Origin of the sequence: Azospirillum ramasamyi (assembly GCF_003233655.1) — a bacterium.
In the GTDB taxonomy this organism is placed as follows: domain Bacteria; phylum Pseudomonadota; class Alphaproteobacteria; order Azospirillales; family Azospirillaceae; genus Azospirillum; species Azospirillum ramasamyi.
Window position 1 is genome coordinate 622606 of the sequence record NZ_CP029830.1, and the last position, 26192, is coordinate 648797.

At 67.9% G+C, this 26192-nt stretch carries 26 protein-coding genes; 7 read left to right on the forward strand and 19 right to left on the reverse strand.

The genetic code is table 11. The features are described from left to right. Nucleotides 1–167: 167 nt before the first annotated feature. Nucleotides 168–3524: a maltose alpha-D-glucosyltransferase gene (gene treS / locus DM194_RS15300; protein ID WP_111068418.1), complete on the reverse strand. Its 3357-nt coding sequence runs from the start codon at nt 3522–3524 to the stop codon at nt 168–170. A 307-nt stretch (nt 3525–3831) separates the two neighbouring features. Further along, the gene (pdxR, locus tag DM194_RS15305) at nt 3832–5322 is read right to left on the reverse strand and encodes a MocR-like pyridoxine biosynthesis transcription factor PdxR (protein WP_111068419.1); all 1491 of its coding nucleotides are present in this window, start codon (nt 5320–5322) and stop codon (nt 3832–3834) included. A gap of 123 nt (nt 5323–5445) precedes the next feature. Between pdxR and DM194_RS15310 the strand changes: the two genes are divergently transcribed. Next, a complete protein-coding gene (locus tag DM194_RS15310) occupies nt 5446–6120 on the forward strand; it encodes a pyridoxamine 5'-phosphate oxidase family protein (protein WP_111068420.1) in 675 nt (224 codons plus the stop codon). Nucleotides 6121–6377: 257 nt separating this feature from the next. On the opposite strand, the gene DM194_RS15315 is transcribed toward DM194_RS15310, so the two are convergent. The 7 genes from DM194_RS15315 to DM194_RS15345 all read right to left on the reverse strand — a co-directional run bounded on the left by DM194_RS15315 (nt 6378) and on the right by DM194_RS15345 (nt 11483). Beyond that, a complete protein-coding gene (locus DM194_RS15315; RefSeq protein WP_111068421.1) occupies nt 6378–6974 on the reverse strand; it encodes an OmpA family protein in 597 nt (198 codons plus the stop codon). A 169-nt stretch (nt 6975–7143) separates the two neighbouring features. Next, entirely contained in the window at nt 7144–7680 is a 537-nt protein-coding gene (locus DM194_RS15320) for a gamma carbonic anhydrase family protein (protein WP_111068422.1), read from the reverse strand. 165 nt (nt 7681–7845) lie between these two features. Continuing rightward, a complete protein-coding gene (gene argC / locus DM194_RS15325) occupies nt 7846–8922 on the reverse strand; it encodes an N-acetyl-gamma-glutamyl-phosphate reductase (protein ID WP_111068423.1) in 1077 nt (358 codons plus the stop codon). A gap of 122 nt (nt 8923–9044) precedes the next feature. Continuing rightward, a complete protein-coding gene (gene rpsI / locus DM194_RS15330; RefSeq protein ID WP_014187881.1) occupies nt 9045–9533 on the reverse strand; it encodes a 30S ribosomal protein S9 in 489 nt (162 codons plus the stop codon). Between the two features lie 2 nt (nt 9534–9535). Then, a complete protein-coding gene (gene rplM / locus DM194_RS15335) occupies nt 9536–10000 on the reverse strand; it encodes a 50S ribosomal protein L13 (RefSeq protein ID WP_014187880.1) in 465 nt (154 codons plus the stop codon). 182 nt (nt 10001–10182) lie between these two features. Next, entirely contained in the window at nt 10183–10695 is a 513-nt protein-coding gene (locus tag DM194_RS15340) for a PaaI family thioesterase (RefSeq protein ID WP_176581432.1), read from the reverse strand. 74 nt (nt 10696–10769) lie between these two features. After that, nucleotides 10770–11483 carry an outer membrane lipoprotein gene (locus DM194_RS15345; protein WP_111068424.1) on the reverse strand — a complete coding sequence of 238 codons (714 nt, stop codon included), beginning with the start codon at nt 11481–11483 and terminating at the stop codon, nt 10770–10772. Between the two features lie 177 nt (nt 11484–11660). Between DM194_RS15345 and DM194_RS28450 the strand changes: the two genes are divergently transcribed. After that, nucleotides 11661–11828, forward strand: a complete 168-nt coding sequence (locus tag DM194_RS28450) for a hypothetical protein (protein ID WP_176581434.1) — start codon at nt 11661–11663, stop codon at nt 11826–11828. Between the two features lie 97 nt (nt 11829–11925). Here DM194_RS28450 and DM194_RS15350 read toward each other — a convergent pair whose 3' ends face one another. Then, nucleotides 11926–12447, reverse strand: coding sequence for a ferritin-like domain-containing protein (locus DM194_RS15350; RefSeq protein WP_111068425.1), 522 nt, complete (start codon nt 12445–12447; stop codon nt 11926–11928). 240 nt (nt 12448–12687) lie between these two features. On the opposite strand from DM194_RS15350, the gene DM194_RS15355 reads away from it, so the two are divergent. Beyond that, entirely contained in the window at nt 12688–13668 is a 981-nt protein-coding gene (locus DM194_RS15355) for a formylglycine-generating enzyme family protein (protein ID WP_111068426.1), read from the forward strand. 22 nt (nt 13669–13690) lie between these two features. Here the strand turns inward: DM194_RS15355 and DM194_RS15360 are convergent, their stop codons facing one another. After that, the gene (locus DM194_RS15360; RefSeq protein WP_111068427.1) at nt 13691–14590 is read right to left on the reverse strand and encodes a LysR family transcriptional regulator; all 900 of its coding nucleotides are present in this window, start codon (nt 14588–14590) and stop codon (nt 13691–13693) included. 105 nt (nt 14591–14695) lie between these two features. Here DM194_RS15360 and DM194_RS15365 point away from each other — a divergent pair, with 105 nt between their 5' ends. From DM194_RS15365 to DM194_RS15375, 3 genes are all read left to right on the forward strand, one after another. Beyond that, on the forward strand, nt 14696–15328 hold the full coding sequence (locus DM194_RS15365; RefSeq protein ID WP_111068428.1) for a glutathione S-transferase family protein: 633 nt from the start codon (nt 14696–14698) through the stop codon (nt 15326–15328). Nucleotides 15329–15369: 41 nt separating this feature from the next. After that, nucleotides 15370–16269 carry a pyridoxamine 5'-phosphate oxidase family protein gene (locus DM194_RS15370; RefSeq protein WP_111068429.1) on the forward strand — a complete coding sequence of 300 codons (900 nt, stop codon included), beginning with the start codon at nt 15370–15372 and terminating at the stop codon, nt 16267–16269. 83 nt (nt 16270–16352) lie between these two features. Next, entirely contained in the window at nt 16353–17219 is an 867-nt protein-coding gene (locus DM194_RS15375) for a 5'-nucleotidase, lipoprotein e(P4) family (protein ID WP_111068430.1), read from the forward strand. A gap of 57 nt (nt 17220–17276) precedes the next feature. Here DM194_RS15375 and DM194_RS28455 read toward each other — a convergent pair whose 3' ends face one another. The 7 genes from DM194_RS28455 to urtA form a co-directional block, all read right to left on the reverse strand. Then, nucleotides 17277–17429 (reverse strand): hypothetical protein, encoded by a 153-nt coding sequence (locus tag DM194_RS28455; RefSeq protein ID WP_176581435.1) that lies wholly within the window; start codon nt 17427–17429, stop codon nt 17277–17279. 160 nt (nt 17430–17589) lie between these two features. Beyond that, on the reverse strand, nt 17590–17982 hold the full coding sequence (locus tag DM194_RS15380; RefSeq protein ID WP_111068431.1) for a COG4315 family predicted lipoprotein: 393 nt from the start codon (nt 17980–17982) through the stop codon (nt 17590–17592). 112 nt (nt 17983–18094) lie between these two features. Further along, nucleotides 18095–18790 carry an urea ABC transporter ATP-binding subunit UrtE gene (urtE, locus tag DM194_RS15385; protein ID WP_111068697.1) on the reverse strand — a complete coding sequence of 232 codons (696 nt, stop codon included), beginning with the start codon at nt 18788–18790 and terminating at the stop codon, nt 18095–18097. A gap of 14 nt (nt 18791–18804) precedes the next feature. Continuing rightward, on the reverse strand, nt 18805–19551 hold the full coding sequence (gene urtD / locus DM194_RS15390; protein ID WP_111068432.1) for an urea ABC transporter ATP-binding protein UrtD: 747 nt from the start codon (nt 19549–19551) through the stop codon (nt 18805–18807). Between the two features lie 3 nt (nt 19552–19554). Beyond that, nucleotides 19555–20718 carry an urea ABC transporter permease subunit UrtC gene (urtC, locus tag DM194_RS15395; protein WP_111068433.1) on the reverse strand — a complete coding sequence of 388 codons (1164 nt, stop codon included), beginning with the start codon at nt 20716–20718 and terminating at the stop codon, nt 19555–19557. A 4-nt stretch (nt 20719–20722) separates the two neighbouring features. After that, nucleotides 20723–22360, reverse strand: coding sequence for an urea ABC transporter permease subunit UrtB (gene urtB, locus DM194_RS15400; protein ID WP_111068434.1), 1638 nt, complete (start codon nt 22358–22360; stop codon nt 20723–20725). A gap of 196 nt (nt 22361–22556) precedes the next feature. Further along, nucleotides 22557–23807, reverse strand: coding sequence for an urea ABC transporter substrate-binding protein (gene urtA, locus DM194_RS15405; protein WP_246024413.1), 1251 nt, complete (start codon nt 23805–23807; stop codon nt 22557–22559). A gap of 412 nt (nt 23808–24219) precedes the next feature. On the opposite strand from urtA, the gene DM194_RS15410 reads away from it, so the two are divergent. Next, nucleotides 24220–25683: a L,D-transpeptidase family protein gene (locus DM194_RS15410; protein WP_111068698.1), complete on the forward strand. Its 1464-nt coding sequence runs from the start codon at nt 24220–24222 to the stop codon at nt 25681–25683. Nucleotides 25684–25931: 248 nt separating this feature from the next. On the opposite strand, the gene DM194_RS15415 is transcribed toward DM194_RS15410, so the two are convergent. After that, nucleotides 25932–26159: a formate dehydrogenase subunit delta gene (locus DM194_RS15415; protein WP_012975453.1), complete on the reverse strand. Its 228-nt coding sequence runs from the start codon at nt 26157–26159 to the stop codon at nt 25932–25934. Between the last annotated feature and the right edge of the window lie 33 nt (nt 26160–26192).

Here is a 26192-nt window from a genome sequence, read left to right on the forward strand (position 1 = left end):
GGAGTGACGGCCGGCAAGGCGTCGCATGACGCGAAGCCCCGCCGGTCGCCTTCTCCGCAGGTGAACACAGCCGCGGCGGTTTTGTCACACCCTGCCCGCCGCGGAATCGTCCTCGCACGATCACCGGGCGTAAGTCGGAGCCTACGCCCGGCGGATTGCAATCCGCTTTAGCGGTCTTCCTTCGCGTCGTCGAGGAGGCCCAGCACGCCCTTGACCGGGATGCCGATCCAGTGGGGCCGGTTCGCCGCCTCGTAGCCGATCTCGTAGAAGGCCTTCTCCAGCAGGAACAGGGTCAGCAGGCCGCGCGCCGCCTCCTCATCCGCCGGCCAGACCGGGCAGCCCTCGATGGCGGTGCGGTAGCCGTCGAGGAAGGCGTTGGTGCTGCGGCGCTCCCAATCGCGGGCGGCGGCCAGCACCGGGGTGTCGCCGCTGTTGGCCCCCTCCCCGGCGGTGTCCAGCCGGAACAGCGCCGCCCAGGCGGCATAGTTGAAGGAGCGCAGCATGCCGGCGACGTCGCGCAGCGGGCTGGACTTGGCGCGGCGCTCCTCCAGCGTCTTCGCCGGCTCGCCTTCGAAGTCGAGGATGTACCAGTCGTTCTGCGCCCGCACGACCTGCCCCAGGTGATAGTCGCCATGGATGCGGGTCTTGACGCTGTCGATGCGCATGGCCGCCAGCGCGTCGAGCCGTTCCATCGCCTCGGCCCGGCGGGCCAGCAGCTGTTCGGCATCGGCACGCACGTCGATGGTCAGACGGTCCAGCGTTCTCGGCAGCGCGGCGAAGGCCGCCTCCGCCTGGGCGCGGGCGGCGGCGGCCCAGCCGGCCACATCCTCCGCCATGACCGGTTCCGGTTCGAAAGCGGGCTTGCCGGTGGTCTGCGCCAGCGCCCGGTGCAGTTCGGCGGTGCGCTGCCCCAGCGTGGTCATCATCACCAGATGCATGCCGAAGGGCTCGCCCGATTCCGCGGCGTCCTCAGTGGTGCCGGCGACGCCGAGGCGGATGTCCTCCAGCTGGCGCTCCAGCTCCTCCACCGTGCTGGCCCAGCCGTCGCCCTGGTTGCGGACGAAGGCCTGCGCCACCGCCAGCGCGGTCGGCGTGCCGTCGGTCGCCACCTGCTCCACCGTGCCCAGCAGGGCCGGGGTGTTGACGAAGCCGACCTCGGTCAGGAAGCGCCCCATCTCGACCTCGGGATGCTCGCCCTCCACCAGACGGCGCAGTACCTTCAGCACGATCTGGCTGTCGACCAGGACGGAGGTGTTGCTCTGCTCCACGCCCAGACGCCTCACCTCGGGCTCTTCCGACAGTTCGATGGCGGCCAGCGCGTCGGTGGCGGTGAAACGGAGGCCTCCGCTGCCGGCCATACCCGGCGTGGACATCGCCTGCAGGGTCTCGCCGCGCCGCAACGCCTTGATCAGGGCAAGGGCGAAGCCGTCGGTCTGCACCGCGTCATAGATGGCGCCGGTCCTGGGGCCGCGCCGAACCTTGGCCAGCGTATAGGGAAGCAGCGGCCAGCCGGTGCCGCCCGCCCCTTTCTCCCAGCTAATCGCCAGCGGCAGGAAATAGCTCTGGTCGGCGGAATCGCCGTCCGGCCCGGCCCCGCTCAGCTCGACATTGGAACGGACCAGCATGAAGCCTTCGCCCGGTCCCGGCAGATGAGCGGCCATGGTGACGTGCGAGTGCGTGATGCGGCGGTCCTTGGCGGAGAACCAGCGCTGCTTGGGCAGGAAGGCCTGCAGCACGTCGCGGCCCAGCTCGTCCGCCGCCTTTCCGGTGCTCAGGCTGTGCCAGCCGTCGCGCAAGACGACGGTCAGCAGGTCCGGCACCGGCTCCGGCGGCGTTTCGTGCCAGGTCGGCAGCTCCGCCTCCGCGGTCAGCGCGAACCAGTAGAAGCCGTAGGCCGGCAGGGTCAGCAGGTACGGAAGGTCGCCGATCGGCGGGAAGACGGTGCGGCCCAGCAGTTCGACGGGGATGCGGCCCTTCCAGTTCTTCAGGTCCAGCTCCACCGCCTGGGCGGAGCGCGACAGGTTGGCGACGCACAGCACGATCTCCAACCCGTTTTCCGTCTCCAGGCAGCGGATATAGGACAGCACCTTGCGGTTGCCGGGGTAGAGCAGCGAGAAGCTGCCGCGGCCGAAGCTCTGGCGCTGCTTGCGCACCGCCACCAGCCGCTTCATCCAGTTCAGCAGCGAGGAGGGGTTGCGGGCCTGCGCCTCCACGTTGACGGCCATGAAGCCGTAGATCGGGTCGAGCACCGCCGGCAGATAGAGCCGCGCCGGGTCGGCGCGCGAGAAGCCGCCGTTGCGGTCGATCGACCATTGCATCGGCGTGCGCACGCCGTCGCGGTCGCCGAGATAGATGTTGTCGCCCATGCCGATCTCGTCGCCGTAATACAGCACCGGCGTGCCGGGCATCGACATCAGCAGGCTGTTCAGCAGCTCGATCTTGCGGCGGTCGTTCTCCAGCAGCGGAGCCAGGCGGCGGCGGATGCCGAGGTTGATCCGCATGCGCCGGTCGGCGGCGTAGAAGTTCCAGAGATAGTCGCGCTCGCTGTCGGTGACCATCTCCAGCGTCAGTTCGTCATGGTTGCGCAGGAAGATGGCCCATTGGCAGTCCGCCGGGATGTCCGGGGTCTGGCGCATGATGTCGGCGATGGGATGCCGGTCCTCCATCGCCACCGCCATGTAGATGCGCGGCATCAGCGGGAAGTGGAAGGACATGTGGCATTCGTCGCCGCCCTTCTCCGGGTCGCCGAAATAGGGCAGCACGTCCTCCGGCCACTGGTTGGCCTCGGCCAGCAGCATGCGGTCGGGGTATTCGGCGTCCAGCGCGGCGCGGATCGCCTTCAGGACGTCGTGGGTTTCCGGCAGGTTCTCGTTGTTGGTGCCCTCGCGCTCCTTCAGGTAGGGGATGGCGTCGAGCCGCAGCCCGTCCACCCCCATGTCCAGCCAGAAGCGCATGACCTTCAACACCTCCTCCAGAACTTCGGGGTTGTCGAAGTTCAGGTCGGGCTGGTGCGAATAGAAACGGTGCCAGTAATAGGCGTTGGCGACCGGATCCCAGGTCCAGTTGGACTTTTCCGTGTCGCAGAAGATGATGCGCGTGCCCTGGTATTTCTGGTCGCTGTCGGACCAGACGTAATAATTGCGGTGGTTGGAGCCGGGAGGCGCCTCCCGCGCGCGCTGGAACCAGGGGTGCTGGTCGGAGGTGTGATTGATCACCAGCTCGGTGATGACCCGCAGGCCGCGGCTGTGGCATTCCTCCATGAAGCGCCGGAAGTCGTCCAGGTTCCCGTAGGTCGGGTTGACCGAGGTGTAGTCGGCGATGTCGTAGCCGTCGTCGCGCAGCGGGGACGGATAGAAGGGCAGAAGCCACACCGCCGTGACGCCGAGGTCCTGGATGTAGTCCAGCTTCTGGGTCAGGCCGGCGAAATCGCCGATGCCGTCATTGTCGGCATCGAAGAACGCTTTGAGGTGAAGTTGGTAGATTACGGCGTCCTTGTACCAAAGCCGGTCCTGCCGATCGATCATGGGTCCAGCACTTTCGCAAGCGATTGACGGAACACGTGTCGCGGGAACACGGGACGGAAACAATCCATACGGGCGAAGGTTTCACCCGGAGAGCCATCAGGCAACCCCTGACTTTTGGATATGCTTGATGGCAAAAATCAGGCATCGCAACGGCCCACTGCGTTTTCGGGGCAGCGGTCCAAATGTGCAGCAATCCGAACTGCCAGTGGGCGGCGCCGAAGACTTACCAAAAGGGGGTGGGCGGAGATACCACCTTGTGCCTGCCCAACCTGCGTCTGCGGCCTTTGCCCGTGGCCCCGCCGTCGGCTCAATTGCGGTCTCCGACGCACAGCCGCGCCAGATCGCGCACCGCGCGGTCGAGCGCCGCCGGTTCGTGGGCGGCGAAGCCCAGCAGAAGGCCGTTCCCGGCGATGCCGTCCGCGTCGCGATGGTAGCCGGACAGGGCCGGCGTGGTCAGGCCGATCCGGGCGGCGCGCCCGGCCAGGGCATGGTCGGGGCAGTCCGGCGGCAGGCGGAGCAGGACATGCATGCCGGCCTCCCCCGCCTCGGCCGTGGCGAAGCCGGCAAAGGCGTCGCGGATCGAGGCCAGGATGGCGCTGCGCTTGGCGGCGTAGAGGGAGCGCATGGCCCGCAGGTGCGAGGCGAAATGGCCGTCGGCCAGGAAGCGGTGCAGGGCCGCCTGCGGCACCACGCTGGTCCCGCCGTCGAAATGGCGCCGGGCGGCGCGCACCGGCTCGACCAGATCGGGCGGCACCACGACATAGCCGAGCCGCAGCGCCGGGAACATCACCTTGCTGAAACTGCCGACATAGATGACCCGGCCGGCGCCGTCCAACCCCTGGAGTGCGGCCAGCGGCGGACCGGCATAGCGGAACTCGCTGTCGTAATCGTCCTCGACGATCCAGGCGTCGCGCGCCGCCGCCCAGTCCAGCAGGCGCAGGCGGCGCGCCAGGCTCATGGTCACGCCCAGCGGGAACTGGTGGGAGGGGGTGACCAGCGCCAGCCGGGCGCCGGCACCGCGGGCCATGCCGACAGCGACGTCGATCCCCTCCCCGTCCACCGGCACCGGGACCAGCCGCGCCCCGGCCCCCAGCAGGGCGGCGCGGTTGCCGGGCCAGCCCGGCTCCTCCACCCAGGCCTCGTCGCCGGGATCGAGGAGCAGTTGGGCCAACAGCGCCAGCCCCTGCTGCGCGCCCGAGACGATGACGACCTGCTCCGGCTCGCAACGGACGGCGCGGACGGCGCGCAGATAGGCGGCGATCTCCGCCCGCAGCGGAGCGTAGCCGAGCGGGTCCGGCTCGGTCGCCAGCGTCCGCCCGCCCTGGCGCCAGCAGCGGCCGAGCAGCTGCGCCCACAGGGCGAAGGGAAAGACGTCGAGAGCCGGCGTGCCGAGCGCGAAGGGCCGCCCCGCCCGGTCACGCGCGATGGCCGGCGCCTCGGCCAGCACCCGCCCGCGGTCGGACAGGCCGATACCCCGGCGGACCTCGTCGCGGGCGGGAAGGCTGCCGGGCGCCGCATCGGGAAGGGAAGTGGCGACGTAGGTGCCGGCCCCCACCCGCCCGGTGACGTAACCCTCCGCCAGCAGCGTGTCGTAGGCGGTCACCACGGTGTTGCGCGACAGCCCCCAGTCGGCGGCGAGCGCCCGGCTGGGCGGCAGCCTCTCTCCCGGGCGCAGCCGGCCGTCCAGCACCGCCTGACGCAGCGCGTGGTAGAGCTGGCGATGCAGCGGCTCCCCCCCGTCGCGGTCGAGCACCACCGGTCCAAGGCTGGACAGAACCGGAACTGCCGCGCGGGCCATGGCCGTCCTCCGAAGGGGGCAAGTAAATTGGTCCCTATGGAATCGACATTCTGGACCTTTTGAGAGAGCCATTCTGCGGGCAATTCTGCGCCATCGCAACAGTCCCGGCCTTCGAGTACGATCATGACCAGCTTTCTCGCCGATACACCCGGCACCGACTCGCCCGCCGCCCTGGCCCAGACCCCGCGCACCCGGCCGGTGCGGATGGGCGAGCGCGGCGGCCATGACGTCGCGCTGATCCACGCCATCATCGACGAGGCGCCGATCTGCCACGTCGGCTTCGTCGACGACGCCATCAAAGGACGGGATACCCCCTCCCCCATGGTGATCCCGACGATCCCCTGGCGGGTGGGCGACGAGCTGATGATCCACGGCGCCTCCTCAAGCCGGATGATCCGGCGGCTTCAGGAGGGGGGCGAGGCCTGCATCACCCTGTCGCTGATCGACGGCTGGGTGCTGGCACGGTCGGCCTTCCATCACTCCGTCAATTACCGCTCGGTCATGCTGTTCGGCCGGCCGCGGCTGGTGACGGAAGAGGCGGAAAAGCGCGCCGCCCTGGATGCCCTGATGGAGAAGATCGAACCCGGCCGCAGCGCCAAGGTGCGGGCGCCCAATGTGCAGGAGCTGAAGGCCACATCCGTGCTGGCCTTCCCGATCGCCGAGGCGTCGGCCAAGCGGCGCTCCGGCCCGCCAAGCGACGACCCGGAGGACATGGCCCACCCGGTCTGGGCAGGCGTGGTGCCCTTGCGGCTGACCGCCGGGGAGCCGGAACAGGATCCGGCCCAAGCCAAAGCCTGATGCCTGCGGCCATAAAGCCTGACACATCAGGCTTTATGCTTGCCCCCAAACGGCGGGCGCGGCTGTCCGGCCGCTTGCCTTCGCAGGTATGGGCCTGCGGGGACCGCAGTCGCGACCCTGACCATTGGCATCAGGGCAGGCAGGAACGGAAAAAAGGCCGCGCTGGGAAAACCCGGCGCGGCCCTTTTTCTTGCGGATTCTTCCGCTGGCGGAAAGGCCGATCCGAAACCCCCGGAGCGGCCCCCTGCCACCCGTCCTTAGGACGACGGAGCGTTCAGCAGGCGCGGCAGGATCTGCGCACGACGGTTGGACGGCTCACGCACGTTCGGGCCGGTCTGGACCAGCAGCTGGTTCTCGCCCACGCCTTCGGTGGTGACGTCGGCAGCCGCGATGCCCTTGGCGACCAGAGCCCGCTTGACAGCATCGGCGCGACGCACCGACAGCTTCTGATTGTAGGCCGGCGAACCCGACGTGTCGGTGTGGCCGATGACGCGGATCTTGGCGCCACCGTTCTTCAGGATGGCCGACGCCGCGTCGCTGATCACGCGCTCGGCGGCCGGGGTGATGTTCGACTTATCCCAGTCGAAGAACACCATGTATTCGCTCTGAACCGCGGCGACGGCGGCCGGAGCCGGAGCGGCGGCGGCCGGCGGGCACGGATAGCTGCCCTGATGGATCACATAGCCGCCGTCAGCGGTGCGAACGGCGACGTTGCCCCAGCCGATGACCGGGTTGCACCACTCGGTGCCCTTGCCGACCAGGCTCGCGTCCTGGGCATTGGCGGCCGCCGACAGACCGAAAGCGACGATGGCGGCCGGGATGGCAGCCAGACCCGCGCGAACAATAGTCTTCATTGTCTTCACTCCCTTCCAGAACCCTTCCCCATCAGAGTGCCTGCGGGGGATGAACCTATCAATCGAAGCATCCGCCCATGTGCAAGCGCGGCGGCGACCATCCAACATGTGGTGTGCGGTGGTGTTCCGACACCTCAGCCGTTTGACCGAACCGTACCTGTGCTTGGACCTATGCTCCACTTCCATAGCAGCTTTTCCGGTAGGTTTCCGCCAAATCCGTGTAACGGTGGCTGAGAACCGGAAAAACCGCGAGATCGCGCTCCGTCAGCTCGCGAACCGGTCTAGCAGGGCTGCCGGCCCACAAGAATCCGGATGTCACCCGCTTGCCGGGGGTCACCAGAGCACCGGCGGCGACCATCGCCCGCGACTCGACATAGGCCCCATCCAGGATGCAGGCCTTCATGCCGATGAAGCAGCCGTCCTCCAGCGTGCAGGCGTGCAGCAACGCCATATGGCCGACGGTGATGTCGTCGCCGATGTAGGTGCCCTGCCCTTCAGAGGCCACGTGGATCACGGTGCCGTCCTGAATGTTGGTGCGAGCGCCGATTCGGACCTCGTTGACGTCTCCACGCACGGTGCAGCCGTACCAGATGCTGCTGTTCGCCCCGATCACGACATCACCGATCACCGCCGCCGTTTCCGCGATGAACGCGGTCGGGTCGATGGTGGGCAGGATGCCGTTGAAGGCGCGGACAAGGCCGGTCATCAGGTCGTACCGAAATCGTGCATGACGGGCCGGATTGAAACACCGTAAGGCTTAAGGCACCACCTGATTTCGCATTGACAGGACAAAGCAAATCCCGATTGGTGCCTCTGTGCAACAGTGCGGACAGGGGGCCACAACGCTGTCACAGCCCCCTGGACCGTGTTGTCACGGGAAAAGCGGCGACTGATCGATGCCCGTCGTCTCCACCAGACCCATCATGACGTTCATGTTCTGGATGGCCTGGCCCGAGGCGCCCTTCACCAGATTGTCGATCACCGACACGATGATGGCGCCGCGCGGGGTGCGGTCGGCGACCACGCCCATCAGGCAGTGGTTGGACGCGCGGACATGGCGCGTCGCCGGAACCACGCCGGCCGGCGTCACGCCGACGAAGGGCTCGTCGGCATAGCGGGCGGCCAGGGTCTCGCGCAGGTCGTCGGCGGTGACGCCGTCGGCCATGCGGACATAGATGGTCGCCAGCATGCCCCGGTTCATCGGCACCAGATGCGGGGTGAAGGACACGGTGACCGGACGGCCGGCGGCCAGCCGCAGCTCTTGCTCGATCTCCGGCATGTGGCGGTGGTGGCCGACACCGTAGGCGTTGAAGCCCTCCGAAACCTCGGTGAAGAGGTTGGCCTGCTTGGCATCGCGGCCGGCGCCCGACACGCCCGACTTGGCGTCGATGATGATGCCGCCCGGCTCGATCTGGTTCTCCAGCAGCAGGGGCAGCAGGGGCAGCAGCGAGCAGGTCGGATAGCAGCCCGGATTCGCCACCACCCGCGCCTTGCGCACGCCCTGGCGGTTGAACTCGGTCAGGCCGTAGGCGACCTCCTTCTGCAGGCCGACGGCGCGGTGCTCATGGCCGTACCAGGTGGCGTATTCGGCCGGATCGCTCAAACGGAAATCGGCGGACAGATCGACCACCTTCAACCCGCTGGGCAGGCCGGCGACCACCTCCTGCGTGGTGCCGTGCGGCAGGGCGCAGAAGATGAAGTCCAGGCCGTCCCACTTCATCTGCTCGATCTTCACCAGATCGGGCAGGCCATAGCCGCCCAGATGCGGGAACACCTCCGCCATCGGCTTGCCGGCCTGTCGTTCGGCGGTCAGGGCGGCGATCTCGACGGTCGGGTGGCGCAGCAGCATGCGCACCAGTTCGGCGCCGGTGTAACCGGAAGCGCCCAGGATGCCGACGCGGATTTTCGAACCGCCGGGAGTGCTACCCGGAATGCTGATCGAGGCCATGGAGGCGATGTCCTTCGCTTGACGGGAGGTACGCTTGATTGCCGATACCGGGAAAAAAGAAAGGGGCGCCCCTTTCGGGACGCCCCTCGCTTGTACCGTAAAGCCGCGGGCCCGTGTAGGGATTAGCGCTTCGAGAACTGGAAGCTGCGGCGGGCCTTGGCGCGGCCGTACTTCTTACGCTCGACCGTACGGGCGTCGCGGGTCAGGAAGCCGGCGGCCTTCAGCGGCGGGCGCAGGGCCGGCTCGAAGTAGGTCAGCGCCTTGGAGATGCCGTGACGGACGGCACCGGCCTGGCCCGACAGACCGCCGCCGGCGACGGTGGCGACGACGTCGAACTGGTCCAGACGCTCGGTCACGCCGAACGGCTGGGCGATCATCATACGCAGCACCGGACGGGCGAAGTAGACCGACTGGTCGCGGCCGTTCACGGTGACCTTGCCGGTGCCCGGCTTGATCCACACGCGGGCGACGGCGTCCTTGCGCTTGCCGGTGGCGTAGGCGCGGCCCTGGGCGTCCAGCTTGGGAGCGGCCAGCTCTTCGGTGACGGTCGCGGTGGCGGCGGCGCCCGTCAGATCCTTCAGGCTGGAGAGGGTGGTGGTGACCTGAGCCATGCTTACGCGCTCCGCTTATTCTTCGGGTTCAGGGCGCCGATGTCGAGGGCGACCGGCTGCTGCGCATCGTGCGGATGCGTGGCGCCCTTGTAGACCTTGAGATGGGTCATCTGCTGGCGGCCGAGCGGACCGCGCGGAACCATACGCTCCACGGCCTTCTCGATCACACGCTCCGGATACTTGCCGTCCAGGATCTGGCCCTTGGAACGGCCCTTGATCCCGCCCGGATAGCCGGTGTGCCAGTAGAAGATGTCGGCGTCGCGCTTGTTGCCGGTCAGCTTCACCTTCTCGGCATTGATCACGACGACATGGTCGCCGCAATCCATGTGCGGGGTGTAGGTCGGCTTGTTCTTGCCACGCAGGATGTTCGCCAGGATGCTGGCGAGCCGGCCGAGAACGAGGCCGTCGGCGTCAACGACGTACCACTTCTTCTCGATTTCGGTCGGCTTCAGATTGAAGGTCTTCATCGCCACACTCGTTTCTTCGAATACGGATCGGCAGGCCGCCGAATCCGGGGCGCCGAAGCGGACGGCTTTCTAAGGGCAGCGGCGCACCTCTGTCAACCGAAAAATTTCCCCTTTATATCAATATGTTACGAGCGAGGTAATTAGATACCGCTCCGCCAAACCCCTTGATATAAAACAGACTTTTATGACGCCACATCCATGCGGTAATGGGATACCGCGACGGAAACGGGGTCGTGCGGGGGGATGGAGTAGGTGCCGGTGACATGGGCGACCGGCTCCGGATCGCCTTCGGAGAACAACAGGATCTCGCCATAGGCCAGCCGCTTGCCCAGCTTCAGGACGCGCGCCTCGGCGATGATGGCGACGGGAGGCGGGCGGCGCAGGAAGTTGATGGTCATGCTGGTGGTCACCGCCAGTTCCACCCGCCCGATCAGGCTCAATACCGCGCCGTAGAGCGCCACGTCGGCCAGCCCGAACATGGCAGGACCGGTGACGGTGCCGCCGGGGCGTACGAAATCGTCCTTGTAGGGCAGGCGCAGACGGATCGTGCCGGCGCCGAGACTTTCGACGACGATGCCGAAGCTGCCGACCAGGGGAACACCCTCGCGGATCAGTTCCTCCAGTTCCTCCCTGGTCATGGCGGGAGCGGCGGGCGGAGTGGGGGCGGCGCTTTGCGCGGAATCGACGGCGGTCATGGACCCTCGGCCGGTGAACTTACGGTTTGATCGCCGGACTGTGCGCCATCCCGTCCATTCGGACAAGTATGGAGCTATTCGGCAGGCCGCGCTTCCGCCGGAACGGGGATGGGTTCGGCAGGGAGAGCGGGGGTCTGGGGCGCCGGAACGCTGTCGGTCGGGGCGGTCAGGCGGATGGGACCGCCGCCGCTGGAGGGCGCGGAGCCGGCGACCGATTCGGCGGCGGATTCGGACGGGATTGGTCCGGCGGGCGGGGCGAGCGGCACCGCCTTGATGTCCTGTTTCGGCGCTTCCGGCTTCGGCGCCTCCGCCGCGGACTCGGCGGGCGAGGAATAGTCGGGGACGATGCGGGCCTGGCTGCCGGTGATGACCAGCACCTTCTGGCCGATGGGAAGCGGCTGCGGCTCCCTCTGGGTCACGGACAGCAGATCGCCGTTGGATTTGCGGACGATGTATTCCCAGCCGGTGGTGTCGCCGGCGATATGCTCGATCGCCGTGCCCAGCAGCCCGCCGAGCGCCGTGCCGCCGACGGTGCCGAGCGCGGAGTTCATGCCGCCGGATCCGACCTGCGCGCCCAGGATGCCGCCGGCCGCGCCGCCGCTGACCGCGCCGACCGTGCCGTTGGCGCTGATCGCCACCTGCCGGAAGCCGACCACCGTCGCCGGCTCGACCTTGTTGGCCTGCTGGACCGCGCCGGCGGAATAGGTGTTGGGCGAATAGTCGGAGGTGCAGCCCGCGACGCCGCCGGCCAGGGCGACGAACAGGCAGAAGGAAACCGATCGGAGCACGGGGAGGGATCCATCCGTATTGAGACCCGTCCTGTCTCTTACGGCAAAGCAACCCGACTCGTCATCGGGCAAAATCCGGACGGGGCCGGAAGGCTGCATTGCGGTGCGGGGATGATGGCGCGATGGACGCGCCCCCGCGCTGTTGGAAAGGCATCCTCACGATCGGGAGCGACCACGATGAACGATGCATCCAAGCAGCAAAAGCCGGAGCGCGACGCGCCCGAGCCCGGCAAGCCGTCCACCGCGGGCACCGACCAGGACCGCGACAAGACCCTGACCGAGAAATCGGAGGAAGAGGCCGGCGGCGCCAACAAGAAGACGCCCGGCCCCATCTACGACGTCTGATTTCCGGCCGGCGCCCCGGTGTCGGCGCCGAAAGGAAACGGCCGGGGAAGAGCCTGTCTTCCCCGGCCGTTTCCATGCGGGCGGATCGTGTCCGGCGTTAGCGGCCGGCGGTCTGGTCGCCGGCCTTCAGCGACAGGTATTTCAGGGTCAGGGTCGGCACATTCTCGATCACCCAGGACGCCATCGCCTCCTCCTCGCGCAGCGAGGTCTGCAGCAGCGGCACGGCGAAGGCGAAATTGCCGGCATCCGCCACGGTCAGCAGCGACCGGTAGCTCGCCACCTCGAAATTCTCGAAGGCGTAGTTGGCGAAGGAGTTCTTGAGGATCTCGTCCTCGGCGAAGCTGTGGCCCAGCGCCGCCAGATTGCCCATGATCGACAGGGCGGTGTCCTTCAGGCCGGAATGGCTTTCCTGCAACTGATCCAGGATCTGGTCGAGGCGGGCGATCTGCGCCTCGGTCTCGCCGCGGTGCATGCGCAGATGGTCGGAGACTTCCGGATAATTCACCAGACGGTCCAGCTGGCGGTCCATCAGCGCAAGCGCCTGCTGTTCGACGGCGTGGGCGTTGCGCAGGCCGGTGACGAACAGCGCGCGCGTGAGATCCGCGGGATAGGCGGCCATGAGTATGCTCCTGTGCTGTCAACGCTCCGTTGAACGTCTGCCCGCACCAACAGGACGGCCACGCTTTCGACGCCCTACCGCTTCGGATCTAACACGACGGATCAGGCGTGCGAGTTCTTGCGCCGGACGGGCCGGGAGGTGCCCCGACCAGGACACGGACGCACGGTTGCCGGAAACGGGTTGCGCCGCAGAAATGATGGGATGAGCCACTTCACGTCCCCGGCAAAAGATATCCCCGCCATGAAATCCGCCCTGCCCGGCTCGTTGGGCGGCGTGGTCCTCGTCATCCTCCTGGTCCTTCTGCTGGCCGGGCTGACCGCCTGGCGCCGGGCCGGGCCGGAGAACCTGACCGATTGGCGCGACGAGCGGCTGGCCGTTTTTCAAGCCTGGCAGGCCGTCGGCCCGGCGCGCGAGATCTGGGACCATCCCGACGCGCCGGTGCTGGTGACTGTGCCGGCCGGCAATTCCCTCCAAGGTGCGCCGGAGACGGAGGCGGAGCGCTTTCCCGAGGAATCGCCGCAGCGGGCGGTGACGATCCGGCACCCCTTCGCGCTCGGCAAATATCCGGTCACCCGCGGCGAGTATGCCCGCTTCGTCGAGGACAGCGGCTACCGGTCGCAGACCATCTGCCGCGGCTATGCCGGCGAGACCGAGTTGCTGCCGCGCTGGCATTTTTCCTGGCGGCGGCCGGGCTTCGACCAGACGAACCGCGACCCGGCCGTCTGCATCAGCTGGTACGACGCCAAGGCCTATGTGGACTGGCTCAGCCGCCGGACCGGCCACGCCTATCGCCTGCCGACGGGGGAGGAATGGGAGTATGCGGCCCGTGCCGGCACCGGGACCGCGCGCTGGTGGGGCGACGACCCCGCGGCGGGATGCGACGCGGCGAACGGCGCCGACCTGAGCGCCAAGGACCGCTTCACCGATTGGGAGGTGGCGAACTGCCGCGACGGCGCCCTGTTCACCGCCCCGGTCGGCAGCTATCGGCCCAATGGATTCGGCCTTTACGACATGCTGGGCAATGTCTGGCAATGGGTGGAGGATTGCGCGGCGGACGGACCGGCTGGTTCCGAAGCGGCCGGACAGGCTTGCCCGCGCCGGACGATGCGCGGCGGGTCATGGCACAGCCACCCGCGCTACGTCCGCTCCGCCGTGCGGCGGGTGGATGGGGCGGAGAGCGGATATGCCGCCTACGGATTCCGCGTGGTCCGCGATCCCTGATCCTCCGGCCGAAGCCCTGCGCTCAGCTTCGCAGCACGGCCAGCGCCGACAACCCCTGCACCGCATGGTCGAGGAATGCACGCACCCGGCCGGGCATCAGCCGCGCCGTCGGCACCACGACATGGACCGGCAGCGGCGCCGGCTCGGCATGCGGCATCAGGCGCAGCAGGGTTCCGGCGGCGATGTCGTCGGCCGCCTGATAGGACAGCGGCCGGGCGATGCCATGCCCGTCGCGCGCGGCGAGCAGGGCCGGCTCGATATGGCTGACCGCCAGCCGTGGAGTGACCCGCACCACCCGCTCCCGCCCGTCGACCAGAAATCGCCAGTCCGGCGGGCCGGGCCGGGCGGTCGACAGGATGATGTCGTGGCCGGCCAGATCCTCCGGCATCGAGGGCGTGCCGCGCCGCTCCAGATAGCCGGGGCTGGCGACCAGATAGCGTGCGACCTGCCCCACCCGCCGGGCGACGAGGCCGGAGTCGGGCAGCGGGCCGATGCGGATCGCGACGTCCAGCTCCTCCTCGATCAGGTCGAGATTGCCGTCGGACAGCACCAGCTCGACCCGGATGTCGGGGAAGGCACGCATGAAGTCGAGGACCAGCGGCGTCACATGCTTGCGCCCGAACATCACCGGAGCGGTAACGCGCAGCCGCCCGCGCAACGGCCGGTCGGTGCCGGTGGCCGCCAGCGCCTCGTCATAGTCGGCCAGCAGCCGTCGCGCCTGCTCGGCCAGCCGACGTCCGGCGTCGGTGGGGGAGAGGTTGCGGGTGGTGCGCTCGATCAACCGCAGGCCCAGCCGCTCCTCCAGACCCGACAGGGCGCGGGTGACGGCGGGTGCCGACCGCCGCAGCCGCTTGGCCGCCCCGGCGAGGCTGCCGGTCTCCAGGATCGCGACGAAGATCGCCAGTTCGTCGAGCCGGTCCACGATTATTCCGATTTCTGAAAGAGTACCTTTTGATCAAAGCGCATTCCTGCGCAGAGGCGCAAGTGGTTGGCTGTGGGCATCCGCGATCCAGCAAGGAGCCCTGCAATGAGCATCAGCACCGATCCCGCCATCACGCTCTACGGCATGCGTCTGTCGGGCCACGCCCATCGGGTGGAAGCGCTTCTGAGCATCCTCGGCCTGCCGCATCACTATGTCGAAACCGACGCCGACCGGCGGCAGTCGGACGCCTTCCTCGCCCTGAACCCGCTGGGGCAGATCCCGGTGCTGGTCGACGGCGACCTCGTCCTCCCGGACTCCACCGCCATCCTGGTCTATCTCGCCGACCGCTATGACGATTCCGGCCTGTGGAACCCGAAGGCGCCGGAGGAGGCGGCACGGGTACAGCGCTGGCTGTCGATCGCATCCGGCGACCTGCGCTTCGGGCCGGCCCTGGCGCGCATCCTGACCCTGTGGGGCGGAGCCGGTTCGCTGAGCGACGCGCAGAGGGTTGCGGAGCGCGTCCTGCGCTTCATGGACGGGCATCTGGCCGGCCGCGACTGGCTGGCGGCGGAACGGCCGACCATCGCCGACATCGCCTGCTACGCCTATGTCGCCCGCGCCCCGGAAGGGCACATCCCGCTCGATCCCTATCCGGCGGTCCGCCGCTGGCTGGAGCGGGTGGAGGCGATCCCGGCGTTGCCCCCGATGCCCCAAAGCACCACTCCACAATCCGCTTGAACGCCCCTCCACTCCGCAGCACTAAGGAAAGGAGCAAGGCCATGGACCAGGATCGCATCCCCGATCCCTTCCATCCCGGCGAGCGGGAGGCGCAGGCGCGGGCCGGGTTCCGCGTGCCGTCGGCGCCGATCCGCGACCGGCTGATCCCACAGCACCAGGAGTTCTATCCGCTGCTGCCCTGGCTGCTGGTCGCCGCACGGGACGAGGCCGGCGACCCGTCTGCCGGCGTGCTGACCGGCGCTCCCGGCTTCGTCGCCGCGGCCGACCCGCGAACGCTGTGGATAAGGCCGGACGTTGGGGCCTGGCAACCCTGGCCAGCCGGACCCGTGGTCGGCGATCCGGTGGCCGCGCTGGGAATCGACCTCGGCACCCGCCGCCGCAACCGGGTGAACGGCCGGGTGGCGGCGCGCGACGGGCAGGCCCTTGCGATAGGGGTGGAAGAGAGCTTCGGCAACTGCCCGCAATATATCCATGTCCGCCGGGTGGAGGCCGTGCCCCCCTCTCCCGCCGGAACGGTGGAAGCACTGTCAGGACTGGACGGCGAGGCACGGCGCCTGATCGGTGCGGCGGACACCGCCTTCATCGCCTCCGCCTCTTCGGCGGGGCAGGACGCCCGACTGGACATGTCGCACCGGGGCGGGCCGGCGGGCTTCATCCGCATCGACGGCGACCGGCTGATCGTGCCGGATTATGCCGGCAACCGCTATTTCAACACGCTGGGCAACATGGTGCTGAACCCGCGCGCCGGGCTGCTGCTGGTCGATGTCACCAGCGGCGACGCGCTGCACCTGACCGGAGCCGTCGGCATCGATTGGGAACCCGATCCCGAACTCCCCCATGCGCAGCGAAGCTGGAGCCTGCATGTGGAGCGCGGCTGGCGGCGGAAAGCCGCGATTCCGTTGCGCTGGACCCGGCTGGGGGACGGTAGCGGGACACCCTGACGCAAGCGTCGCCGGACCATCGCCAAGCAGCTGAAACTGTGCTTCGATGACGGTTCCATGACATTTGATGGATGGGTGTGTCGATGCGCAAATCCACCTGTTCCAAGCGCCGGTCGCTGCTGTCCGGTGCGGTTGCCCTCTCCCTCCTGGCCGGGCCGGCCATTGCGGCCGAGCCGGTGCCGCAGAACGACCTGCTGAACGCCGAGTTGTGGATGCAGCGCTCGGTCGAATACAAGGCCAACGCGCTGGCGGTCTACGCCCTGGGCCGGATCCAGCTGGACAAGGCGCTGGCCGACCCGAACTGGACCGCGGCGATTGAGCAGACCGGCAATTACCAGGATCTGCCGCCGGCCGTGGTGCTGGACCTCGACGAGACGGCGATGGACAACTCCGCCTATCAGACCGGGCTCGTCACCAACGGCACAGAGTTCTCGCCCAAGACCTGGGATGCCTGGGTGAAGGCGGAAAGGGCGACGGCGGTGCCGGGCGCGGTGGAGTTCGCCCAGTATGCCGAGTCGAAGGGCGTCAAGGTCTTCTACGTCACCAACCGCAGCGCCGACCAGGAAGAGGCGACCCGCCGCAACGCGCAGGCGCTGGGCTTTCCGATGGGCGGCAACGTCGATACCTTCCTGATGTCCAAGGAAAAGCCCGACTGGGGTTCGGCCAAGAGCACGCGGCGCGCGGCCATCGCCAAGGATTATCGGATCGTCCTGCTGTTCGGCGACAATTTCGGCGACTTCTCCGACGCCTACAACGGCAGCGAGGCGGAACGGCTGAAGGCCTATGAGGCGACGAAGGAGCGTTTCGGGCGCGACTGGCTGATGCTGGCCAATCCCGGCTACGGCTCGTTCGAAAGCGCGCCCTACGGTCACAATTTCAAACTCTCGGCCGACGAAAAGCGGGCCAAGAAAATCGGTGCGCTGGAACCCTGGGTGGCGCAGGCCCAGTAAGGACGTGAAGCCCAGCAAGCATCTGAAATATGGCGGTGCGCCGCTCTGAGAGAACCCTCAGAAGATCAGGCGCACCGCCTGCACGATCACCACCCACGGTGCGCCGATCATCAAAGTCCACACCGCCAGACGCGGCAACCCGTGCATCTTGCGGACCTTCGGCTCGGTGGACGGGGCGGCTTCGAAAGAGGTGGCGTTGGAGATCGACATGGCCTGCTGCTCCATGAGCAAGATGACGGTGAGGCCATCATGCAGTTGCGATCCTTAACGACCATTAAAGAGCGCGGCCTTCGAAGTCGGCGTTTGCGCATTACCTCCACCGGATAAGTATACTCCCAGCGAATGCGGAGTCGCGGCGTTGGAGCGGACGTTATGGCTTCGCCACATGCCAGACGTTGTTCACGCCGTCACCGGTGGTGTCGCCGGGCTTGGCGTCCTTGGCCCAGGTATAGAGCGGCTTGCCGTCGTAGGCCCATTGCCGGGATCCGTCGTCGCGGGTGACGACTGTGTATTTGCCCATCGGCTTGGCGGAGGCGGGAGCCATCAGCGGCGGCCAGTTCGTCGCGCAGGCTCCGTTGCAGGCCGACTTGCCTGCCGTGTCCCTGTCGAAAACGTAGAGCGTCATGCCCTGTTCATCGGTCAGGACGGGCCCCATCGCGGTCTGCGCCGTCATGGCCGGTTCCTTGTCCTGGGCAAAAGCCGGGGCGGCGAGCAGGACGGCGCCCAGGCCGATGGCGGCGGCGACGCGGATTACGGACTTCATTGCGTGTATCCTCCCGAAACAGGCCCGCCGGACGGCAGGCCCGATGAACCAAGGACGCAATGGAAAGCCGGATATTCCGCAGGTCACCGGCCGACGACCGCCGCCATCGGCATTACACCGTCAGATATTTGCGCACCTCCTGCTCGTCCAGGCCGCTGCGCGGGCCGGACAGCATCACCTCGCCGCGCTCCATCACCACCCAGTCGTCGGCAAGGTCGCGGGCGAAGTCGAAATACTGCTCCACCAGCAGGATCGCCATGGTGCCCTTGTCGCGCAGGTAGCAGATGGCGCGGCCGATGTCCTTGATGATGGAGGGCTGAATACCCTCGGTCGGCTCGTCCAGAACCAGAAGGCGCGGGCGGGTCACCAGGGCGCGGCCGATGGCGAGCTGCTGCTGCTGGCCGCCGGACAGGTCGCCGCCGCGGCGGTCCAGCATGGATTTCAGCACCGGGAAGAGTTCGAACACCTCCTCGGGGATCGAACGCTGCGTGCGCGGCAGCGGGGCGTAGCCGGTCAGCAGGTTTTCCCGCACCGTCAGCAGCGGGAAGATCTCGCGGCCCTGCGGCACATAGGCGATGCCGCGGCGCGCCCGGTCGGCCGGCGCCATCTTCGTCACGTCGGCGCCGTCCCAGCCGATGGAGCCGCCGGACACCGGCTTCAGCCCGACGATGGCGCGCAGCAGGCTGGATTTGCCGACGCCGTTGCGGCCGACCAGGCAGGTGACCTTGCCGATCTCCGCCTTCATGGACACGCCGCGCAGTGCCTGGGCGGCGCCGTAATGCAGATCGAGGGAGCGAATGTCCAACATCATGGGGTCTCCCGTCAGCGGCCGAGATAGGTATCGATGACCTGGCTGTTGGCGCTGACCGCGTCCAGCGAGCCTTCGGCCAGCACGGAGCCTTCGGCCAGCACCGTCACCTTGACGCCGAGCGCGCGGACGAAGCTCATGTCATGCTCCACCACGATCACCGAATGCTTGCCGGCGATGCCGCACAGAAGCTCCGCCGTCTGTTCGGTCTCGGCGTCGGTCATGCCGGCCACCGGTTCGTCCACCAGCAGAAGCTTGGGATCCTGGGCCAGCAGCATGCCGATCTCCAGCCACTGCTTCTGCCCGTGCGACAGGCTGCCGGCCTGACGGCTGCGCAGGGCCGACAGGCGGGTGATGTCGAGGATCTCCTCGATGCGGGCGCGGTCGTCGCGGCTGATGGAATAGGTCAGCGTCTTCAGCGGCCGGCGCGGCGCCTTCAGCGCCAGTTCGAGGTTGTCCCACACCGTGTGCGGTTCGAACACCGTCGGGCGCTGGAACTTGCGGCCGATGCCGAGATTGGCGATGGCCGCCTCGCGCAGGCGGGTCAGGTCGGTCTGGCCCTCGAACAGGATGGTGCCGGTGTCGGGGTGGGTCTTGCCCGTGATGACGTCCATCATCGTCGTCTTGCCCGCACCATTGGGGCCGATGATCGCCCGCATCTCGCCCGGCATCATCACCAGCGACAGGTTGTTCAGCGCCCTGAAGCCGTCGAAGCTGACCGACACGCCGTCGAGATAGAGAAGGGTCGATTCCGCGCTCATGGGTCAGGCTCCCTTCTGGCCGGCGGTCGGAGTTGCGGTTGGGGCGCCGGGAAGGGCGGTGGCCTTGCTGCGGCGGGGCAGCTTCGCGGTCAGCTGGCCCCACAGCCCGAGCAGCCCCTTGGGCAGGAACAGGGTGACCGCCACGAACAGGCCGCCGAGCGCGAACAGCCACAGCTCCGGCAGGGCGCCTGTGAAATAGCTCTTGCCCATGTTGACCAGCACCGCGCCCAGGATACCGCCGGCCAGCGTGCCGCGCCCGCCGACCGCGACCCAGATCACCGCCTCGATCGAACTGGCCGGGGCGAATTCCGACGGGTTGATGATGCCGACCTGCGGGACGTAGAGGGCGCCGGCCACGCCGGCCATGCAGGCCGACAGGGTCCAGGCGAACAGCTTGTAGCTTTCGGTGTCGTAGCCCATGAAGCGGACGCGGCTCTCGGCGTCGCGCAGCGCCACCAGCACCTTGCCCAGCTTGGACGCGATGACGCCGGACGCGATCATGTAGGAGAGCGCCAGGGCGGCGACCGTCGCCACGAACAGGGCGACGCGGGTGGTGTCGGCCTGGATGTCGTAGCCGAGGATGTCCTTGAAGTCGGTCAGGCCGTTGTTGCCGCCGAAGCCCATGTCGTTGCGGAAGAAGGCCAGCAGCAGGGCGAAGGTCAGCGCCTGGGTTATGATCGACAGGTAGACGCCGGTGACGCGGCTGCGGAAGGCGAACCAGCCGAAGGCGAAGGCCAGCGCGCCCGGCACCACCAGCACCATCAGCGCCGCGAACCAGAACTGGTCGAAGCCCCACCAGTACCAGGGCAGCTCCGTCCAGTTCAGGAAGACCATGAAGTCGGGCAGCTCCGGGTTGCCGTACACGCCGCGCGGCCCGATCTGCCGCATCAGGTACATGCCCATGGCATAGCCGCCGAGCGCGAAGAAGGCGGCATGGCCGAGCGACAGGATGCCGCAATAGCCCCACACCAGATCGAGCGCCAGCGCCAGCAGCGCGAAGCACAGGTATTTGCCCAGCAGCGAGACGGTGAAGACCGACAGGTGGAAGGGCGAGTCCGCCGGCACCCACAACGACATCACCGGGACCGCCACCGCCAGGACGGCGAGGATCGACAGAACGATCCCGGCCTTGCGGTCCAGCCCCATCAGGAAAAAGCGCAGCAGCATCGGATCAGGCCTCCACCGCGCGGCCCTTCAGCGCGAACAGGCCGCGCGGACGCCGTTGGATGAACAGGATGATGAAGATCAGCACCAGGATCTTGCCCAGCACCGCACCGGCATAGGGTTCAAGGAACTTGTTGATGGTGCCCAGCGTCAGGGCGCCGACCAGCGTGCCCCACAGGTTGCCCACTCCGCCGAACACCACGACCATGAAGCTGTCGATGATGTAGCCCTGGCCCAGATTTGGGCTGACGTTGTCGATCTGGCTCAGCGCCACCCCGGCCAGACCGGCGATGCCGGAGCCGAGCCCGAAGGTCAGCGCGTCCACCCGCGCGGTGCGGATGCCCATGGCGTTGGCCATCGGCCGGTTCTGCGTCACGGCGCGGATCGACAGGCCGAACCAGGTGCGCTTCAGCGCCACCAGCAGGGCCGCGAAGACGGCGAAGGCGAAGATGACGATCCACAACCGCCCGTAGGTGATGGTCAGGCCGCCCAGTTCGAAGGCGCCGGACATCCAGCTGGGCGCGCCGACCTCGCGGTTGGTCGGGCCGAAGATGCTGCGCACCGCCTGCTGCAGCACGAGCGACAGGCCCCAGGTGGCGAGCAGCGTTTCCAGCGGGCGACCGTAGAGCCAGCGGATCACGCTGCGCTCGATGGCGATGCCGACGCCGCCGGAGACGAGGAAGGCGGCGGGCAGCGCCACCAGGATCGACAGGTCGAACAGGCCGGGGGCGTAGGTACGGAACACCTCCTGCACCAGGAAGGTGGTGTAGGCGCCGATCATCACCATCTCGCCATGGGCCATGTTGATGACGCCCATCACGCCGAAGGTGACGGCCAGCCCGATGGCGGCCAGCAGCAGCACCGAGCCCAGCGACAGCCCGTACCAGAGGTTTTGCAGCGCGGCCCAGAAGGCCAGCTTCTGTTCGACGGTGGAGATGGCGGAGGCGGCCGATTTCTTGGTGATGTCCGACGCGCCGGAGGTGGCGACCATGTTCAGCAGCACCAGCGCGTCGCGGTCGCCGCGGGCGGCCAGCGTGTCGACCGCGGCCTGGATGTCGGCGTCGGTCATCCTCGACGCGGCCTCGCCGGTCAGCAGGATGGCGGCACGCGCCTGCTCCATGGCGGCGCGGATACGCCCGTCCTGCTCCTTGGCGATGGCGGCCGTCAGCGTCTCCAGCGCCGAGGCGTCGCGGCTCTTGAACACCGCGTCGGCGGCGGAGCGGCGGACGCCGGCATCGGGGCTCATCAGGGTGAGGGCGCCGAGCGAGGCGCTGATCGCGCGGCGGAGCGCGTTGTTGATGCGGATCCTCTCGACCGCGGCGGCCGGCGCATCGCCGAGAGCGGCGCGGGTCAGCGGGTCGGTCAGGGTATAGGCGTCACCGGCCTTGCGGGCGATGACGACGGCGCCGTCGGCCTTGCGCACGAAGAGGTCGCCGGCCTGGAGCGCCTCGATCACCGGCACGATGGCCGGGTCGCCGGCCGCCGACAGTTGCGACAGGGCCTTTTCGGTTCCGGAATAGCCGCCGCTGCCCAGGGCCTGGACAAGCGGGCGCAGATCAATTGCCCGGGGATCTGCGGCATAGGCGGCGGTCGATGTGGCGACCACCACACAGAGCGCCATCAGCCAGCGGAGAGCGCGTCGCATCGCGGGTCCTTCGGTGCGGGGGAGCGGATGTCTCGGGGAGCGTTCATCGGAGGGCGTTCAAAAAGCGCCGACGCCTGCCCCCTCCCCGGCCCTCCCCCGCTTTCGGCCGACCGGCGGTCGGTCCGACGCGGGAGAGGGAGAGTTGGGGTGGGAGCAAGCGTCGCGACCACTCAGATCAGAGGACGGACACCAGCCCTCACGACCCCTTGCCGCCGCACTTGCCGGTCTTCACGTTGAAGTTGCCGCAGGACATCGGCTTGCGCCAGTCGGCGATCAGGTCCTTGCTGTCCGGCAGGTAGTCCGACCACTCGTCGCCCGGGACGAGGCCCGAGGTCTTTGAGACGACATCGAACTGGCCGTTCTCCTGCACTTCGCCGATCAGGACCGGCTTGGTGATGTGGTGGTTCGGCAGCATGGCCGAATAGCCGCCGGTCAGGTTGGGCACGGACACGCCGATCATCGCGTCGATGACCTTGTCCGGCTCGGTGGTACCGGCCGACTCGACCGCCTTCACCCACATGTTGAAGCCGATGTAGTGGGCTTCCATCGGGTCGTTGGTGACGCGCTTGTCGTTCTTGGTGTAGGCCTTCCAGGCCTTGATGAAGTCGCTGTTGGCCGGCGTCTCGACCGACTGGAAGTAGTTCCAGGCGGCCAGATGGCCGAGCAGCGGCTTGGTGTCGATGCCGGCCAGTTCCTCCTCGCCGACGGAGAAGGCGACGACCGGGATATCCTCCGCCTTCACGCCCTGGTTGCCCAACTCCTTGTAGAAGGGAACGTTGGCGTCGCCGTTGATGGTGGAGACGACGGCGGTCTTCTTGCCGCCCGACCCGAATTTCTTGATGTCCGCCACGATCGACTGCCAGTCGGAATGACCGAACGGCGTGTAGTTGATCATGATGTCCTCGGGCTTGACGCCCTTGCTCTTCAGGTAGGCTTCGAGGATCTTGTTGGTCGTGCGCGGATAGACGTAGTCGGTGCCGGCCAGCACCCAGCGCTGGACCTGCTCCTTCTCCATCAGGTAGTCGACGGCCGGGATCGCCTGCTGGTTCGGGGCGGCGCCGGTGTAGAAGACGTTGCGCGAGGACTCCTCGCCCTCATACTGGACCGGGTAGAAGAGGATGTTGTTCAGCTCCTCGAACACCGGCAGCACCGACTTGCGGCTGACCGAGGTCCAGCAGCCGAACACGGCCGACACCTTGTCCTTGCTGATCAGCTCGCGCGCCTTCTCGGCGAACAGCGGCCAGTTGGAGGCCGGATCGACCACCACCGGCTCCAGCTTCTTGCCCAGCAGGCCGCCCTTCTTGTTCTGCTCGTCGATCAGCATCAGCATGACGTCCTTGAGCGTCGTCTCGCTGATCGCCATCGTGCCGGACAGGGAGTGCAGGATGCCCACCTTGATCGTGTCCTGCGCCATCGCCGGCGCGGACATCGCAGCCATCGCGCCCATGGCCAGACCGGCCAGCGCGCTGATCCCGAAGCTCGACGTCAGTTGCTTGGTCCGCATGAAGTTGCCCCCTTCCTTTGGCGCCCCGGTTGATCCGGGGCTTCGCCACATCGTCGGAGGAAAGGCTACCGCGCATGCGAAAGACCGTATCTACGTCAAATGACCCATACGGCCAGGGCCGGGCTTTTCCAGCGGTAATACCGGAGGTTGTTCGGAATAAAACCGGTGCGGCGGCGTCCACCTGTCTGATGAACCCGTGTAACGACGATGGCCTCCCGCGAGTGACGCGGCGATGCAAGGGAGCAACAGTGTGAACAGCAGAGCGGACGACACCAAATGTCGCTTGCGGATCCTGGATGGCTGGCTGAAGGATACAGCGCTCAATCCTGTCCGTTCACGTTCCGGTCCCGTCGCCATGCATGATCACCGCCGCCTGATCTCCCGCCGCTCCGCCGCCCTTTGCATGGTCGGCGGACTGGTCGGCGTCATCCTGAGCGGTCCTGCTCTGGCCTCCCCGCAGAAGGAGGCGGCGCAGGCCGCCAAGCCTACGCTGGTCGCCGGCTGGGCCGCGGCGCTGGAACAGCGTGCGCAGGAAATCCAGAACGCGCCGAAGGTGCCGGCCACCCGCATCGGCTACGGCGCCGTCGTCAAGAAGGGCGACGGCGGCATGATCGAGAGCATCGTCCCGGCGGTGGAGCCGCCGCCGGCGGACCTCCAGGCGCAAGCCCCCACCCTGCCCGGCCTCGCCCCGATCGAACCGGCGCCGCCGGTGGTCATCACCGTGCGCTCGCCGCTGGCCGACCGCGTCGGCAGGATATCGCGCCGCCTGGTCGAACTGGGCTACCTGCCCGACGACAAGTGGTCGGACAGCTTCAACGACGACGTCGAGACCGCCGTGCGCGCCTTCCAGCTTGCGGAAGGGCTGCAGCCCGACGGCAAGGTGGGCGAGGTGACTCGCCAGGCGATGGACCGCACGCCTGCCCAGACCGTCGCGCTTCTGCGCCGCGCCGCGGCGGCGATGCGGGCGCAGCAGGCCTCCATCCCCGAGACCACCGTGCTGGTCAACCTGCCCGGCCAGTCCGTCACCTTCATCGAACGCGGCCGTCCGGCTTTCACCATGCGCGCGGTGGTCGGCCGGCCGTCGCGCAAGACGCCGCTGCTGCAGGACAAGATCACCAGCGTCACCATCAACCCGACCTGGACCGTCCCGCCGACGGTGCTGACCGAGGACAAGCTGCCGGCACTGCGCAAGAAGGGCACCACCGGCATCAAGAACGCCGTGGTCTATCTGGACGGGGCCGAGGTGGTCAGCACCCAGTCGGTCAACTGGTGGGGGGTCGATCCCGGCCGCATCCGCATCGTCCAGAAGCCGGGCGACGACAACGCGCTGGGCCGCTTCCGCTTCAACCTGACCAACGGCGACGGCATCTTCCTGCACGGCACCAACGACCCGCGGCTGTTCAGCCGCGACCTGCGCGCCGCCAGTTCCGGCTGCGTGCGGCTGGAGGATGCCCGGATGATGGCGGAGACGCTGCTCGGGGCCGCGAAGATCACGCCGGCCAGCATCGGCCAGCAGCTCGACACCGGAGAGACCAAGACGATCCGGCTGCCGAACGCCATCCCCGTGCGCTTCGTCTATTGGAACGCCTCGGTCGACACCGCCGGCGTGGTGCGCGTGCATCCCGACATCTACGAGGATCCGCCCACCTTCTCCACCCCGGCCGGTCAGTCCGGTTCGGCAACGACCCCGGTGTCGACGCCGCGCCCGCTGACCAAACCTGCGCCGCTGCCGGTTCCGGCCGCCCATGCGCCGACGCCGCTGTCCTCCGCCTCGGTTCCGGCACCGGCCAAGCCGTTGCCCACGTCGACGGGGATGTAAGGCGAGAGTTTCCCTTCCCCGTCCTGGAAGAGGATGCTGAATCACCGGACGGCCGCAACGCGGTCGCCGGTGAAGCATGGTCGCGGGACTTGCGAGCGACTTCGGGGCCTATGCGCGAACATGGAAAGGGTGAGGGGTGGCGCAGGGAACCATGCGCGTCTGGTTCCCTGCGCCACCCCTCACCCTCCCCACTGCGTAGGTCCGCCCCCCTCTCCCGGGACGGGAGAGGGCATTGAGCGTCAGTTATGTCACCGCGCCTGCAATACTCCGACCGCGCCGCGGGCGACCTCGTGCAGGTCGGCTTCGCCGCCAGCCTGGACATGGGCGAACAGGCCGGCGCGCATGCGCGGATCCCAGAATTTTCGGATGTGGGTCGCCGTCTCCGTCACCGCTTCCTCATGGGGATAGGTGGCGAAATGGACGGCGATCTGGTTCGCCATCCGGACCAGATCCTTGGCATGGTTCGTGTGGCTCATCGGTGTCTCCCCAGGGGGTTGAAGGCAGCGGGT